Origin of the sequence: Pseudarthrobacter sp. 902506025 (assembly GCF_040702325.1) — a bacterium.
Taxonomy (GTDB): Bacteria; Actinomycetota; Actinomycetes; order Actinomycetales; family Micrococcaceae; genus Arthrobacter.
Genome location: NZ_JBFBKW010000003.1, coordinates 383203 through 396778 on the forward strand (window position 1 = coordinate 383203; position 13576 = coordinate 396778).

At 64.6% G+C, this 13576-nt stretch carries 16 protein-coding genes; 5 read left to right on the forward strand and 11 right to left on the reverse strand.

What is annotated here, in order from left to right:
• Positions 1–48: 48 nt before the first annotated feature.
• The gene (locus AB0280_RS08955; RefSeq protein ID WP_366366960.1) at positions 49–531 is read left to right on the forward strand and encodes an Hpt domain-containing protein; all 483 of its coding nucleotides are present in this window, start codon (positions 49–51) and stop codon (positions 529–531) included.
• 3 nt (positions 532–534) lie between these two features.
• On the opposite strand, the gene AB0280_RS08960 is transcribed toward AB0280_RS08955, so the two are convergent.
• Complete coding sequence (locus tag AB0280_RS08960) at positions 535–1317, reverse strand: response regulator transcription factor (RefSeq protein WP_366366962.1); 783 nt, start codon at positions 1315–1317, stop codon at positions 535–537.
• Between the two features lie 251 nt (positions 1318–1568).
• Here AB0280_RS08960 and AB0280_RS08965 point away from each other — a divergent pair, with 251 nt between their 5' ends.
• A complete protein-coding gene (locus AB0280_RS08965; RefSeq protein WP_366366964.1) occupies positions 1569–3230 on the forward strand; it encodes a sensor histidine kinase in 1662 nt (553 codons plus the stop codon).
• 12 nt (positions 3231–3242) lie between these two features.
• Here AB0280_RS08965 and truA read toward each other — a convergent pair whose 3' ends face one another.
• From truA to AB0280_RS09005, 8 genes are all read right to left on the reverse strand, one after another.
• A complete protein-coding gene (gene truA / locus AB0280_RS08970) occupies positions 3243–4136 on the reverse strand; it encodes a tRNA pseudouridine(38-40) synthase TruA (RefSeq protein ID WP_366366966.1) in 894 nt (297 codons plus the stop codon).
• 32 nt (positions 4137–4168) lie between these two features.
• Entirely contained in the window at positions 4169–4741 is a 573-nt protein-coding gene (rplQ, locus tag AB0280_RS08975; RefSeq protein WP_275179642.1) for a 50S ribosomal protein L17, read from the reverse strand.
• Between the two features lie 68 nt (positions 4742–4809).
• Positions 4810–5820: a DNA-directed RNA polymerase subunit alpha gene (locus AB0280_RS08980; RefSeq protein WP_013601812.1), complete on the reverse strand. Its 1011-nt coding sequence runs from the start codon at positions 5818–5820 to the stop codon at positions 4810–4812.
• Positions 5821–5950: 130 nt separating this feature from the next.
• The gene (gene rpsK / locus AB0280_RS08985; RefSeq protein ID WP_009358720.1) at positions 5951–6352 is read right to left on the reverse strand and encodes a 30S ribosomal protein S11; all 402 of its coding nucleotides are present in this window, start codon (positions 6350–6352) and stop codon (positions 5951–5953) included.
• A 54-nt stretch (positions 6353–6406) separates the two neighbouring features.
• A complete protein-coding gene (gene rpsM / locus AB0280_RS08990) occupies positions 6407–6781 on the reverse strand; it encodes a 30S ribosomal protein S13 (RefSeq protein WP_003803743.1) in 375 nt (124 codons plus the stop codon).
• A 184-nt stretch (positions 6782–6965) separates the two neighbouring features.
• Entirely contained in the window at positions 6966–7079 is a 114-nt protein-coding gene (rpmJ, locus tag AB0280_RS08995) for a 50S ribosomal protein L36 (protein WP_009358722.1), read from the reverse strand.
• A 71-nt stretch (positions 7080–7150) separates the two neighbouring features.
• Positions 7151–7372: a translation initiation factor IF-1 gene (gene infA, locus AB0280_RS09000; protein ID WP_009358723.1), complete on the reverse strand. Its 222-nt coding sequence runs from the start codon at positions 7370–7372 to the stop codon at positions 7151–7153.
• A 171-nt stretch (positions 7373–7543) separates the two neighbouring features.
• Positions 7544–8479, reverse strand: coding sequence for a P1 family peptidase (locus AB0280_RS09005; protein WP_366366968.1), 936 nt, complete (start codon positions 8477–8479; stop codon positions 7544–7546).
• Between the two features lie 215 nt (positions 8480–8694).
• On the opposite strand from AB0280_RS09005, the gene AB0280_RS09010 reads away from it, so the two are divergent.
• The 3 genes from AB0280_RS09010 to AB0280_RS09020 all read left to right on the forward strand — a co-directional run bounded on the left by AB0280_RS09010 (position 8695) and on the right by AB0280_RS09020 (position 11995).
• Entirely contained in the window at positions 8695–9654 is a 960-nt protein-coding gene (locus tag AB0280_RS09010; protein ID WP_201302398.1) for a carbohydrate ABC transporter permease, read from the forward strand.
• Positions 9651–10571: a carbohydrate ABC transporter permease gene (locus AB0280_RS09015; RefSeq protein WP_159631371.1), complete on the forward strand. Its 921-nt coding sequence runs from the start codon at positions 9651–9653 to the stop codon at positions 10569–10571. The genes AB0280_RS09010 and AB0280_RS09015 overlap by 4 nt, the downstream gene beginning before the upstream one ends.
• 74 nt (positions 10572–10645) lie before the next feature.
• Complete coding sequence (locus tag AB0280_RS09020) at positions 10646–11995, forward strand: ABC transporter substrate-binding protein (protein ID WP_224026661.1); 1350 nt, start codon at positions 10646–10648, stop codon at positions 11993–11995.
• Between the two features lie 107 nt (positions 11996–12102).
• Here the strand turns inward: AB0280_RS09020 and map are convergent, their stop codons facing one another.
• Together map and AB0280_RS09030 are read right to left on the reverse strand one after the other, a co-directional pair.
• Positions 12103–12930, reverse strand: coding sequence for a type I methionyl aminopeptidase (map, locus tag AB0280_RS09025; RefSeq protein WP_224026662.1), 828 nt, complete (start codon positions 12928–12930; stop codon positions 12103–12105).
• Between the two features lie 73 nt (positions 12931–13003).
• On the reverse strand, positions 13004–13573 hold the full coding sequence (locus AB0280_RS09030) for an adenylate kinase (protein WP_201302397.1): 570 nt from the start codon (positions 13571–13573) through the stop codon (positions 13004–13006).
• Positions 13574–13576 lie beyond the last annotated feature (3 nt).

Below are 13576 nucleotides of genomic sequence, written 5' to 3' on the forward strand. Positions count from 1 at the left end.
TGATAAGAAATTGGACGCCGATGGATTTCCAGGAAGTAGCCTTGAACAATGCAGAGTCAGGATCCCGGTTCCAGCGGAAAGAGCCCCGCTGTGGACTCCCCGCTGGCCGGGGTCCCGCTGCCTGCCGCTCCCGGTCCGGCCGCACGCACGGCCCTCTCACTCGAAGCGGCTGCGCTCTTGCCGTTGATTGATGCCGCCGTGCTGGCGGAACTCGAGGACGAACTGGCCGGATCAGGGCTGGCCCAACGCTTTGCCCGTGACTACGCGGCCATGTGGGACCTTCGCCTGGCCCGGCTGGGAACGGCGGTGGACACCCAGGACGAGGCCTCTGCCCTGGACGCCGTCATCAGCCTGAAGATCAGCTCCGCCATGGTGGGCGGTGTCCGGCTGGCCAGGCTCGCCGAAGTCCTCGAAGGCCTGATCCGGAAGGGCGACTTCGTCCAGGGCCAGGCCATGATGGCCGGGGTGGCGCAGGACGGAGCCCGGACAGTCTCCGAGCTCCAGTCGACCTACATCCTGGAGAAGGGCTGACGCTTAGGCGTCATCGGGCCTGCGCGGTGCGAGCCGGTAGCCCACGCCGCGGACCGTCTGCAGCCAGCGCGGCGACAGCTGGTCCTCCTTGAGCTTGCGCCGCAGGTTTCCCACATGCACCTCCACGGCCCGCTCATCCGCCTCGCTGATGTACGTGTCGTGGTCATAGAAGTCGCCCCGGACGGCGCGCACCAGGTCGGCCCTGGTGCACACGGCGCCGCCGCCCTTGAGCAGGACGTGCAGCAGGTCGAATTCGCTGCGGGTCAGGCCCAGCGGCTCACCCTTGACCTCCACCGTGCGTGTCCGGTGGTTCAGGAGGAGTCCGTTGTGCCGCAGCACCCCCGGGTCGGTGTTCACGGCAGGGGCCGCGGCCTGTCCCCAGTGCGACGTGGACGGCTGCTCCCCCGCAACCTCATGCCGGGGCCTGCGCATCATCGCCGCCACCCTGGCCCGGAGTTCCCGCGGCCTGAAAGGTTTGGCAATGTAGTCGTCCGCGCCGGCATTCAGCGCCGACAGGAGGTCCGGTTCTTCCGTCCGTCCCGTCAGCATCACCACATACGCATTACTGAAATTCCGGATTCGCCGTAAAACCTCGAACCCGTCAATATCCGGCAAGCCAATATCCAGCGTGACAACGTTGGCCTGCTTGCTGCGGACCACCTCAACCCCGGCCCGCCCATCAACAGCTGTATGCACTTCGAAGCCCGCTTGTGTCAGTACGCCTTCCAGGAGGTTCCGTACATCCGCGTCATCTTCGATTACTACAGCTACACCAAGATCGTCCATTGCTATCCCTGCGCCAGGCGGAGATGGCCCCCCATTGGCCCAGCGCCAATGCCATTCCCGCTCCAACCATTTATACGCTACTAGTAAGCCTTCCTGATCACATCTGTATTCGCCCCGAAAATTGAAAAGTCAATTATTATGACAAGACGTGTGCAGTATGGGCAGGAAAGGGTAAGAAGCGGGGTACGGAAAGCAATTCAAAGACCCCTCGGGGCCTGCGATCCAGTTGGGAAGGGGTACGAGTCAGACACATGGCTGAGGCATTGTTCCACCGCGGGCCCGGCCGCATCTTCCGCCGGCTGGGACCACGCGCCCAAGTGGTACTGTGCCAGCTCCCCCTGACCGTCGTGGTGGCCGTCATCGCACTGATTACGCCCTCCGCGTGGCCATCACTCCTGGGCAGCCCGTGGTACGGGGCCGGCGTCGCCCTGCACGGACTCCTGTTCCTGGCCTGCTTCATGGTTCCCTGGGAACGCCTGCCGCACAGGCCCTACCTGCTGATCCCGGTCCTGGACTTTGTGGCCATCGGCCTCATGCGCAACGGTGCGGCACCACTCCTGCCGGGGCTGGCGGTCCTGGTGGTCTTCCCGGTCATCTGGCTTTCCGCATCCGGAATGCTGGCCCGCAGCAGCCTGGTGCTCAGCTTCCTCGGGCCGTTCTTCATCATGGCGCCCACAGCGGTAGGCCACCTGCCCGCGGGAACCGCGTCGGACCTCACCACCGTGGTCCTCTTCCCTGTCATGATGCTCGCCGTTTCCCTTGCCATCCGGTTCGCGAGCGTGAACCTGCGCCTGCAGCAGCGCGAACTGGCGGAGAAGGACCGCGAGCTCCGGAACCTGCTGGCAGCAAGCCGGGAACGGGAGAAGCTGCTCGAAACCGTCATGGACGCCACCGACGTCGGAATCGCCGCCGTCGACCGATCCGGCCACTTCCTGGTGTCCAACAGCCGCCAGCGCAACTTCCGCCGCGCCACAGGCGCTGATGAAGCCATTCCCGGCCAGGGGCACCAGCTCATCTTCGGCCAGGACCGGCGCACGCTGCTTCCCCCTGACCGCCGGCCCATCAGCCGCGCCATGGCGGGGGAATCGTTCGCCGACTACCTGGTGTGGGCCGGTGAAGGCCCCGAGCAGCGGGCCGTGTCGACGGCGGCACGTCCCTTGGTCAGCGAGGACGGCAGGCTCACCGGGGCCGTTGTGGTCTACACCGATGTCACGGGCTGGGTGGAATCCCTCGCCGCCAACCAGGACCTGATCTCCAACGTCTCGCACGAGTTCAAGAACCCGCTGAACTCCATCATTGGCAACGTGGACCTGGTGCTGGAGGAGGCGGAAAGCCTGCCACCCCACCTGGCCCAGCGGCTGCTGGTGGTCCAGCGGAACGCGGAGCGGCTCCTGGAACTGGTGGCCGACCTCACCGCTTCCACCGCCCTGAACGTCCACCCGAAGCGGACCGACCTCGCCAGCCTGGTGGAGACCAGCCTCAGTTCAGCCCTCGCCTCGGCCCAGCGGTCCCACGTGGAGATCGCCGCCGACGTCCCGTCGCCCCTGTGGGCCTACGCGGACCCGCTAAGGATCGGGCAGGTGCTGGACAACCTGGTCTCGAACGCCATCAAGTACTCACCGGACGGCGGAAGGATCAGCATCAGCGCGACGGCGGACAGGCAGTGGGTGCGGCTGAGCGTCACCGATACCGGGATGGGCATGTCCCACGACGATGCCGCCAAGGTCTTCAACCGATTCTTCCGGACCGAGTCGGCGCAAAAAGCGGCCATCCCGGGAGCAGGCTTGGGCCTCTCCATCACCCGGATGATCGTGGAGCGCCACGGCGGCACCATCATGTGCGAGAGCGGTGAAGGCCAGGGCAGCACGTTCACGGTGACGCTCCCCGCAGAGGGTCCGCCGCCGTCGTTTTAGCAGCGACGGGAATCAGGATTCGCGGACGGCCCTGGTCTGTTCGGCGCGGGCCAGAAGCTCGCTGTCCGAGGGGTAGGCCACTTCCTCCAGCACCAGCGGATGCGGAGCCGCAAGCACGGACTTCGCATCCCGCTTCTGCAGCAGCAGCCGCTCGTGCAGCCAGCCCGGCGGCACAGCACCCTCCCCCACATACAGGGCGGAACCGATCAGCGCCCGCACCATGTTGTGGCAGAACGCGTCCGCCTGGACGGTGGCCACAATGACTCCGTCCTCGCCCCGCCGGAACTCAAAGCGCTGCAGTTCCCTGATGGTGGTGGCTCCTTCGCGGGGCTTGCAGAAGGACAGGAAGTTTTGCAGGCCCAGCAGCTGTGAGGCGCCTTCATTGAGCAGGTCCACGTCCAGCGGGTTCTTGTGCCACAGCGTGAAGTACCGCTCCAGCGGATCCCAGAGGGCAGGCCCGTCCGCGATCCGGTAGCTGTACCGCCGCCACAGCGCCGAGAAGCGTGCGTCAAAGCCGGCGGGTGCCGGCGAGATGTCGTGGACCTCCACCGCGCCGTGCAGGTCGCCGAGGGCGCGGTTCAGGGCACCGCGGAGGCGCCGCAGCATGGCGACGGCGGGATCGAGTTCGTGCCCGCGCGGCAGTCCCAGCCACTCGGCTTCGGTGAGGTCCAGATGGACCACCTGGCCGCGGGCGTGCACGCCGGCGTCGGTGCGCCCGGCGACGGTGACCCGTACCTGGCGCCGGACCAGGAGCTCGATCGCTTCCTCCAGGACACCCTGGACGGTCCGCCGCCCCGGCTGGAGCGCCCACCCGCTGAACGGGCCGCCGTCGTACGAAAGGTCAAGCCGGATACGCAAAAACCCGCCGCCCCCTGGAACGGGGGCCGCGGGTTTTTGGTGGTTCACAGACCTAAGTCTATGCGAAGAGAATCAGCGAATTACTTCGCGTCCTTCTCCTCGGCTGCGGGAGCCTCGGCGGCTTCCTCAGCGGCCGGAGCCTCTTCGGTTGCAGCTTCTTCAGCAGCAGGTGCCTCTTCGGTTGCAGCAGCTTCCTCAGCGGCCGGAGCCTCTTCAGCGGGAGCTTCCTCGGCAGCCGGAGCAGCCTTGGCAGCAGCCTGGGTAGCCTCGGCTACGACGGCCTGCTTGGCGGAAACCGGCTCGAGGACCAGTTCGATGACAGCCATGGGAGCGTTGTCGCCCTTGCGGTTGCCGATCTTGGTGATGCGGGTGTAGCCGCCGTCGCGGTTCTCCACAGCCTGCGCAATGTCGGTGAACAGCTCGTGGACGACGCCCTTGTTGCTGATCAGGCCGAGGACGCGGCGGCGGGAAGCCAGGTCGCCACGCTTGGCGAAGGTCACCAGGCGCTCTGCGTACGGCTTCAGGCGCTTGGCCTTGGTCACCGTGGTGGTGATCCGCTTGTGCTCGAACAGGGATGAGGCCAGGTTCGCGAGCATCAGACGCTCGTGAGCCGGGCCGCCGCCGAGGCGCGGACCCTTAGTGGGGGTAGGCATAATTGTTTCTCCTCATGTGGAAGCCGTGGGCGGCACACCATGGTGCTGCCCGCCGGCCAAGGTCTGGTTTAGAGTTCGTCGTCGCCGAACGCGGCGTCGTCCTCTTCGATTGCTGCGGCGCGTGCTGCGAGGTCAAAACCGGGAGGCGAGTCCTTGAGGGACAGGCCCAGTTCAACCAGCTTTGCCTTGACCTCGTCAATGGACTTTGCACCGAAGTTGCGGATGTCCATCAGGTCAGCCTCGGAGCGGGCAACGAGTTCACCCACGGTGTGGATGCCCTCACGCTTGAGGCAGTTGTAGGAACGGACGGTGAGGTCCAGATCCTCGATCGGCAGTGCCATGTCGGCTGCCAGGGCAGCGTCGGTGGGCGACGGGCCGATCTCGATACCTTCAGCTGCGGTGTTCAGCTCACGGGCCAGACCGAACAGTTCCACCAGGGTGGTGCCTGCGGAAGCAACGGCATCGCGCGGGGCGATGGCCTGCTTGGTCTCGACGTCGACAATCAGCTTGTCGAAGTCGGTGCGCTGCTCAACACGGGTTGCTTCCACGCGGAAAGTAACCTTCAGCACCGGCGAGTAGATGGAGTCAACCGGGATACGGCCGATCTCTGCGTCGCCGGACTTGTTCTGAGCTGCCGAAACGTAGCCGCGGCCGCGCTCGATGGTCAGTTCGAGTTCGAACTTGCCCTTCGAGTTCAGCGTGGCAATGTGCAGATCCGGGTTGTGGAATTCGACGCCGGCCGGCGGAGCGATGTCCGCGGCGGTGACGACTCCGGGGCCCTGCTTGCGCAGGTAAGCCACGACGGGCTCGTCGTGCTCGGAGGAAACCGACAGGCTCTTGATGTTAAGGATGATCTCGGTGACATCTTCCTTGACACCCGGAACCGTGGTGAACTCGTGCAGCACACCATCGATCCGGATGCTGGTTACGGCAGCACCGGGGATGGAGGAGAGCAGGGTACGGCGGAGGGAGTTTCCGAGGGTGTAGCCGAAGCCCGGTTCCAGCGGTTCAATGATGAAACGCGAACGGTTTTCGGAGACTACCTCTTCGGAGAGGGTGGGGCGCTGTGCAATGAGCACTTAGGTTTCCTTTCGGCGAGCATCCGCTATATGACGCAACACAGGTGGTGGAAATTCGGTCTGAAGACTTAACGCGCTGGGCTTGCCCGGACCATCACTGGTCCGGGCAAGCTCCTGCTGCGGAAAAGAATTAGACGCGGCGGCGCTTCGGCGGGCGGCAGCCGTTGTGCGCTGCGGGGGTGACGTCCTGGATGGAGCCAACCTCGAGGCCTGCGGCCTGCAGCGAACGGATGGCGGTTTCGCGTCCGGAACCCGGTCCCTTGACGAAAACGTCTACCTTGCGCATGCCGTGCTCCTGCGCACGCTTGGCAGCGGCTTCGGCGGCCATCTGCGCAGCGAACGGGGTGGACTTGCGCGAGCCCTTGAAGCCAACCTCACCGGAGGAAGCCCAGGAAATAACAGCGCCGGTCGGATCCGTGATGGAAACGATGGTGTTGTTAAAGGTGCTCTTGATGTGCGCCTGGCCAAGCGCGATATTCTTCTTGTCCTTCTTACGCGGCTTGCGAACCGCGCCACGAGTCTTCGGGGGCATTTTTTCTCCTACAGAAAGTTATTGGGGAAAGTCCGTAAATCCCGAGCGGGGATTTTAACGGGCCTTCTTCTTGCCGGCGACGGTACGCTTCGGGCCCTTGCGGGTACGTGCGTTGGTCTTCGTACGCTGACCGCGTACGGGCAGGCCCTTGCGGTGGCGCAGGCCTTCGTAGCTGCCGATTTCAACCTTGCGGCGGATATCTGCTGCTACTTCGCGGCGAAGGTCACCCTCAACCTTGTAGTTGCCTTCAATGTAGTCACGCAGCTCAACCAGCTGGGCGTCAGTCAGGTCCTTGACGCGGACGTCAGCGCTGATGCCAGTGGCGGCCAGGGTTTCGTGTGCACGGGTCTTGCCCACGCCGTAGATGTAAGTAAGCGCAATTTCCAGCCGCTTTTCGCGGGGAATGTCTACGCCAGCGAGACGAGCCATAGTGGCAGTACTCCTTGATAAACCGGAGGTCGTAGGCAGTACACCCGCACGTTCCGTGCGGCCCCAGCCTCCGACCGGGGGTTAGCTGTCCGGACTCTTTCGAGCTCAATGTTCCAGATCAGCTTGTGCTGCCTTTATTTACTTGCGTGGGTTAGCAACCCAGGATTTCCTTCAGGGAAGGAAATTAGCCCTGGCGCTGCTTGTGGCGCGGGTTCTCGCAGATCACCATGACCCGGCCATTACGGCGGATCACTTTGCACTTTTCGCAGATCTGCTTGACGCTCGGCTTGACCTTCATGGCGTTCCTTTGCGTGTAGCAGTTTGGTCAACTGGAGCAGCAGTCAGTTTGCACTGCCGCCGCCCAGCAATTTACTTGTAGCGGTAGACGATACGACCACGGGTGAGGTCGTACGGGCTCAGCTCCACCACTACGCGGTCCTCAGGGAGGATTCGGATGTAGTGCTGACGCATCTTTCCAGAGATGTGTGCCAGAACGATGTGCTTGTTGGTGAGCTCAACGCGAAACATCGCGTTAGGCAGCGCCTCGGTCACAACGCCTTCGATCTCAATGACCCCGTCCTTCTTGGCCATACCCTCCGCTAACTGTTGTTGCCGCAGCCCCGCCGGATAGCACCGGGCATGACCACGAACGTTTTTGTTGGATCGATTGCCGCCTCCAGGCCCAAAAGGGCGTGGCAGTCCAGACAACCAACAAACAACACTACCCTGTTGGCCGGTAAAAGTTAAATCGGCCATAGTAGCCTACGCGGTGCGGTACGCACCATATTCGCCGGCCGGAGTGCTCACGGCACCAGCCGCCGCCACACCGTCCAGGATGGCCAAACGGACGACGTCGGCTGCCGCGCTTTGGAGCGTGATGAGACTGACCTGGCGGGCAGCGTCGTCGGAGCGGTCGAGTGCCACAGCACCGGTTGCCAGGCAGAAGACTGTGTCCCCGTCGGCGAGGGTATGGCTCGGGTTGAGCGCCCGGGCAATCCCGGCATGGGAAGCAGAGGCAGTCCTTTTACATTCGGCCACATCAAGAACGGCATTGGTGGCCACAACGACAAGAGTGGTGTTAAGGGGCGGCGGATCAGTGGTCTCCACGGAGAACTGCACCGCTGGTTCAAACGGGAGTCCGAGTGCGTTGACTATGGCCAGGGCTCCGACCACAACCCCGTTCCCGAGCGTGGCCGACGCTGTGCCAACTCCCCCTTTATATTGCCCCCGGCCGATCAGTGCCCCGGTGCCGGCACCCACGTTGCCCCGTCCGGTGTTGTGGCCCTCCTTTTGTGCTGCCGCGGCGGCCGTTGCCGCGTAGCCCATGTCCGGCGTCGGCCGTGCGGCGAAGTTCCCGCCCCTGCCGAGGTCGAAGATGGCCGCGGCGGGGACGATGGGCACCACTCCCCCGGGAACGGCAAAGCCGCGGCCGTTTTCCTCGCACCAGCGCTGCGCGCCCGCAGCGGACGCCAGCCCGTAGGCGCTGCCGCCCGTGAGGACCAGGGCGTCCACGGTGCCGACCAGGGTGGTGGGGTCAAGGGCGTCCGTTTCGTGCGTAGCCGGGCCGCCGCCCTGGACATCCACCGAGCCCACCGTGCCCGGCGGCGGCAGGACAACGGTAACGCCCGTCAGCCAGCCGTCGGTGTCCTTCTGGACGTGGCCCACGCGGATGCCCGGGACATCGGTAATGGTTCCCATGCCCCTATTGTCCCCTCCGCTGGCGCGCCCCTGCCGCAACGGCGAACTTTATGCGAGACTGCAATCAACACAGCGTTAACGGGCGACGAAGCCTTGGATAACAGTTCCCTGACAAGGGCATATGCGGGTTTCAGCCCCCTGACGGTCTGGTGTAGTAGTCCCTAGATCAAGCCAGGGCCGGCCACGAGCAGGCTCCCAACCCGGGAGAGACACGCATGACCCGTCAACTCGCCCAGCACCCCGCCACCAAACCCAAGAGGCCCCCGGGGCGTTCGGCAAAAGTTCCACGACGGCGGTGGACCGCAAGGACCCGCCGCGACTTCTTTGTTTTCCTTGCCATGGCGCTGCCCAACCTGGTGCTGATCGCCGTCTTCACCTACCGGCCGCTGTTCAGCAACATGTACTACTCCACGTTGGACTGGACCCTCGGTTCCCCCACCGCCAGCGTGGTGGGCTTCGCCAACTACGTCACCTTCTTCACCAGCAACGATGCCCCGAAAGTCCTGGGCACCACCGCAGTGTTCACGCTGGTGACGGTGGGCGGCTCGATGATCCTGGGCCTGCTGGTTGCGCTGGCCTTGAACGCGAAGGTCCGCGGCACCACGTTCGCGCGCTCCGCCGTCTTTGCCCCCTACGTCCTCTCCGGCGTCGGCGTGGGCCTGGTGTGGCTGTTCATTTTTGATCCGGGCTACGGCGTCCTGGCCTGGCTGCTCCGGGGCATCGGGCAGCAGAGCCCGCAGTGGATCAACGATCCCCAGCTGTCGCTGGTCATGGTGATCCTGGTTTACGTGTGGAAGAACCTGGGCTACTGCGCGGTGGTGTACCTCGCCGGGCTCCAGTCGCTTCCGCAGGAGGTCATGGAGGCGGCGTCCCTCGACGGTGCCAACGGGTTCCGCCGCTTCGTCAGCATCTCGCTGCCGCTGCTGTCCCCCACCACGTTCTTCCTCCTGATCACCACCATGCTCAGCTCGCTGCAGGCCTTCGACCTCATCCGGATCATGACACCCCTGGGCACCGGCACCAGCACCCTGATTTACGAGGCATACCTCCAGGCCTTCGGGGCCTACAACAGGGCCGGCTACTCAGCGGCCATCTCGGTGGTCCTGTTTGCCATCCTCCTGGTGATCACCGTGCTCCAGCTGCGGTTCGTGGAACGAAAGGTTCATTACTCGTGACATCCCTATCACCGGTGAGCCCGGACCCCGCCGCTCCGGCCATCGCCGCACCGGACCCCGGCCTTCGCCGCGACCGGCCGTTCTCCCGCCGGAACCTTGTCCAGACCGTGGTGGGCGGCTACCTGCCGCTGCTGATCGCCACGCTGGTGGTGTTCCTTCCCCTGCTGTGGATGGTGCTCAGCTCCTTCAAGCAATCGGGCGAAATCGTCACCACCGACCTGAAGATCCTTCCGGAAAGCCTGAACCTGGAGAACTACCGGACCGCCATGACTACGGTCCCCTTCGGGCAGTTCTTCCTGAACAGCACCATCGTCACCCTGTCAGGGGCAACCATCAAGGTGCTCCTGGCCATCCTGACGGCGTACGCCCTGGTCTTTGTCCGCTTCCCGTTCCGGAACTTCATCTTCCTGCTGATCCTGGTGGCCCTCATGGTGCCGCCGCAGGTATCCATCCTGCCCAACTTCATCCTGATCGCGGGGATCGGCGGGAAGAACACCCTGTGGGGCATCATCCTGCCCGGCCTTGGCACCGCGTTCGGCACGTTCCTGCTGCGGCAGCACTTCCGTACCCTGCCCGCCTCCATTCTCGAATCTGCAGAGATGGACGGTGCCGGGCACTGGCGCCGGCTGTGGCAGATCGTGGTCCCCGTCTCCGTGCCTTCCATTGCCACGGTAGCCCTGGTGACCATCGTGACCGAATGGAACGACTACATCTGGCCGCTGATCATCACGGACCGGCCGGAAACCATGACGTTGCCGGTCGGCCTCACCCTCCTGCAGAACAACGAGAGCAACGCCGCCGGCTGGGGTGTCCTCATGGCCGGGGCAGTCCTGGTCATCGTTCCCATCCTGATCATCTTCGCGGCCCTGCAGCGCTACATCGTGGCGGGCCTCACCCAAGGCAGCGTGACCGGCTAAGCCGCCGGCCGCCGTCGTACTACCCAACCTCCAAGTACTCCCCCTTCCGCAGGCAACAACCGAAAGGAACTGTCATGACACTTCACCTGGACCGGAGGCACTTCCTGGGCCTGGCAGGGCTCACCGCCTCTGCCGCAGCCCTGGCCGCATGCGGCGGACCTTCTACAAGCGGCGGTGGACAGGCCACGTCCCAGGCGGCCGATATCGACTTCAGCGGCGTGAAGCCCGCTGCCAAAATCGACTTCTGGTCCAGCCACCCCGGACAGTCCCAGGATGTGGAAAAGAGCCTGATCGAGAAGTTCCAGGCCAAGAACCCGGGCATCGCCGTCAACCTGGTCACCGCTGGCGCCAACTACGAGGAAATCGCCCAGAAGTTCCAGACCGCACAGGCAGCCAAGTCCGGCCTCCCGGGTGTCGTTGTCCTCTCCGACGTTTGGTGGTTCCGGTACTACACCAACGGCAGCATCATTCCGGTGGACAGCCTGACCAAGCAGCTGAACATGAAAATGGACGACTTCCAGCAGTCACTGGTCAATGACTACAAATACGACGGCAAGCAGTGGGCGCTGCCCTACGGCCGGTCAACGCCGCTGTTCTACTACAACAAGGACCACTTCGCGGCAGCCGGAATCCCGGACCGTGCTCCCAAGACCTGGCAGGAATTCGGCGAGTGGGCACCCAAGCTGAAGGCAAGCTCCGGCGCCCAGTACGCCTACATCTATCCGGCTCTGGCCGGCTACGCGGGCTGGACCCTGCAGAATATGCTCTGGGGCTGGGGCGGGGGCTGGTCCAAGGAATGGGACATCACCTGCGACTCCGCCGAATCCGTCGCCGCGCTGCAGTGGGCCCAGGACTCGATCTACAAGGACAAGTGGGCGGGTGTCTCGTCCAAGGAAGCGGCCGACGATTTCTCCGCAGGCCTGACTTCGGCCACCATCGCCTCCACGGGCTCGCTGCTGGGCATCCTGAAGTCGGCCAAGTTCAACGTGGGTGTCGGCTTCCTGCCCGGCGGCCCCAAGGCGACCTCCAACGTCTGCCCCACGGGTGGTGCAGGCCTGGGCATCCCCAGCGGCATTTCCAAGGAGGAACAGCTGGCCGCCGGGATGTTCCTGGACTTCGTCACCCAGCCGGAGAGCACCGCGGAGTTCTCCGCGGCCACCGGCTACATGCCCACCCGCAAGTCGGCCGACATGAAGGCGGTCCTGGCCAAGACGCCGCAGATCCAGACCGCAGTGGACCAGCTCGCGGTGACCAAGGTCCAGGACAACGCCCGCGTGTTCCTGCCCGGTGCTGACCAGGAGATGGCAAAGGCCGCTGCGAAGATCCTCACCCAGCAAGGCGACGTCAAGTCCACCATGACGGACCTGAAGACCACCCTGCAGGGTATCTACGACCGGGACGTGAAGCCGAAGCTGAAGTCCTAGCCGCTGTCGAAACGCGAAAGCCCTGGCGGGACCCGGATCCGGGTCCTGCCAGGGCTTTTGTGCGTCACGCAGAAAAATGCGCGTAGAAGAGGGGGAAGCGTGTCCCCTTAGGGGATCGGCACCGGGGTGACGCCCAGGGGCACCAGGTGCTCCGCACCGCCGTCGGGCGCCGACAGCACCCAGATGCCCTTCTCGTGCACTGCCACGGAGTGCTCCCACTGGCAGGAGCGCTTGCCGTCGGTGGTTACCACGGTCCAGTCATCCTCCAGGACTGCGGTCTCGATGCCGCCCCGGACCAGCATGGGTTCAATGGCAAGGCACAGGCCAGGCTTGATCTTGGGGCCCCGGTGGTTGGTGCGGTAGTTCAGGACGTCCGGGGCCATGTGCATCTCGGAGCCGATGCCGTGGCCCACGTAGTCCTCCAGGATGCCCAGCGGCTTGCCGGGGACGGAGGAGACGTAGTCGTCAATGGCGGCGCCGATGTCCCCCACGTGCGAGCCGCCGGCCAGGGCAGCGATCCCCCGCCACATGGCGGCCTGGGTGACGTCCGAGAGGCGCTGGTCTTCCGGGTCCGCTGTTCCCACGATCACCGTGCGCGCGGAATCCGAGTGCCAGCCGTTGACGATCGCGCCGCCATCGATGGAGATGATGTCGCCGTCCTGCAGGACGCGGCTGCCCGGAATGCCGTGCACCACTTCCTCATTGACGGACGTGCAGATGGTGGCCGGGAAGCCGTGGTAGCCGAGGAAGTTGGACTTGGCGCCTGCCTCGTTGAGGACGGCGGCGAAGACATCGTCCAGGTGCTTGGTGGTGACCCCCGGCACCGCGGCGGCAACGGCGGCATCCAGTGCACGGCTGAGAACCAGGCCGGCCTCGTGCATGGTGCGCATCTGGGCGTTGTTCTTGTATTCGATGCGGGGCTGGCCGAAGGCCATGATGTTTCCTTTCAAATGGCTGAGGCTCCTCCCGGATGCCGGGAGGAGCCTCGATAAAACCGGGCGCCTTGGGTCAGGCGGCCTGTGCGGCCTTGATGGCCTGCATCACGCGGTTGGTTACTTCGTCGATCGGACCGATTCCGTCAACCTTGGTGAGGATGCCGCGGTCGGCGTACTTCGCCACCACAGCTTCGGTCTGCTCGTGGTAGAGGTCCAGGCGGTGGCGGATGACGGCTTCGTTGTCGTCGCTCCGGCCCGTTTCCTTGGCCCGGCCCAGGAGGCGGTGTACCAGCTCCTCGTCGTCGGCAGTCAGCTGCAGGACCACGTCGAGCTTCTCGTCGCCGTCGGCGAGGATCTCGTCAAGGTAGTCCACCTGCGCGGTGGTGCGCGGGTAGCCGTCCAGCAGGAAGCCGTTCTCGACATCGGACTCGTTCAGGCGGTCACGGACCATCTTGTTGGTCACGCTGTCCGGGACGAAGTCACCGTTGTCCATGTACTTCTTGGCCTCGACGCCGAGCGGGGTTTCGCCCTTCACGTTGGCACGGAAGATGTCGCCGGTGGAGATGGCCACAACACCGAGGCGTTCTGAAATCCGCTCCGCCTGCGTTCCTTTTCCGGAACCGGGAGGTCCAATAATCAGCATTCT